This window comes from Mycobacterium sp. E2462 (genome assembly GCF_001672685.1).
Lineage (GTDB): Bacteria > Actinomycetota > Actinomycetes > Mycobacteriales > Mycobacteriaceae > Mycobacterium.
This window is the reverse complement of the sequence record NZ_LZKC01000412.1, coordinates 1-1188: the sequence shown is the minus strand read 5'-3', so window position 1 is coordinate 1188 and position 1188 is coordinate 1. Positions and strand designations below refer to the sequence as shown.

At 73.2% G+C, this 1188-nt stretch carries 2 protein-coding genes and 1 pseudogene; 1 reads left to right on the top strand and 2 read right to left on the bottom strand.

Features of this window, described 5'->3' with window-relative positions:
* Positions 1 to 184, bottom strand: a 184-nt coding sequence (locus tag A5714_RS25655; protein WP_156747430.1) for an NAD-dependent epimerase/dehydratase family protein, incomplete at its 3' end; no start/stop codon positions are given.
* Complete coding sequence (locus tag A5714_RS21380; protein WP_068073683.1) at positions 181 to 957, bottom strand: S-methyl-5'-thioadenosine phosphorylase; 777 nt, start codon at positions 955 to 957, stop codon at positions 181 to 183. The genes A5714_RS21380 and A5714_RS25655, both read right to left, overlap by 4 nt.
* A 76-nt stretch (positions 958 to 1033) precedes the next feature.
* On the opposite strand from A5714_RS21380, the pseudogene A5714_RS21375 reads away from it, so the two are divergent.
* Positions 1034 to 1188, top strand: a pseudogene (locus tag A5714_RS21375) (1,4-dihydroxy-2-naphthoate polyprenyltransferase); the annotation flags it as partial.

Here is a 1188-nt window from a genome sequence, read left to right as displayed (position 1 = left end):
GCGGGGCCAGGGCCACGGCGTCGCGTACGTCGACCCGGTGACACCCGTTGGGCAGCACCGGGTTCGGGCCGTGCGCGGCCTCCAGCAGCACGTCGACGCCGACCACCTCGTGGCCCGCCGCGCGCAGCGCCGCGGCCACCCGCGACCCGATGAAACCCGCCGCGCCGGTCAGCAACACCCTCATGGCAACTCGATGGGCAGCGTCACCCCGCCGTGCGGCTGGCAGTGCGTGCAGGTGCGGTCGGCGGCGACCCGGGCGATGGCCTGACGCACCAGCTCCTTGAACGGCCCGATGTTCTTCTCGAACTGCGCGAACACCTCCACCGCCGTCACGCCCTCACCGGCCGCCACCCCAGCATCCAGGTCGGTCACCAAAGCGATTGCGGCGTAACACATTTCGAGTTCGCGAGCCAGCACCGCCTCCGGATAGCCGGTCATGTTGACCAACGAGAAGCCGGCGGCGGCGAACCACCGGCTCTCGGCGCGGGTGGAAAAGCGGGGCCCCTGGATCACCACCATGGTGCCGCCGTCGACGACGTCGGGCAGCCCGGTGACCGCCGCGCGCAGCGTCGGGCAGTACGGGTCGGCGAAGTCGACGTGGATGCCGCCGGAGTCGAAGTAGGTGTCGCTGCGCCCGCTGGTGCGGTCGACGAGCTGGTCGGGCACCACCACCGCGCCCGGCCCGTGGGCGGGGTCCAGGCTGCCGACGGCGCACGGCGCGAAGATCCGCCGCACGCCGAGCGTGCGCAGCGCCCACATGTTGGCCCGGTACGGCACGGTGTGCGCGGAGAACTCGTGCGCCGGCCCGTGCCGCGGCAGGAACGCGATGTCGTGGCCGGCCACGGCGCCGACGGTGATCGGGGCGCTGGGCGTGCCGTAAGGGGTGTCGACGCTGACGTCGCGGGAGTCCGACCCGAAGAAGGTGTAGAAGCCGCTGCCGCCGATCACTCCGAGCATCCGACCATTGTGGTGCACGGCCCGCGGGCGCCGATCGGGGTGCCGGGCCCGCCGCGCGTACTGGCAGGATTGCGCCATGGCCAGTTTCGGGCAGTGGATTTCCGGTGCGCGGCCGCGAACGCTGCCCAACGCGCTGGCGCCGGTGGTGGCGGGCACCGGCGCGGCGGCGTGGCTGGGATCCGCGGTGTGGTGGAAGGCGCTGCTGGCGCTGGCCGTCGCGCTGGCGCTGAC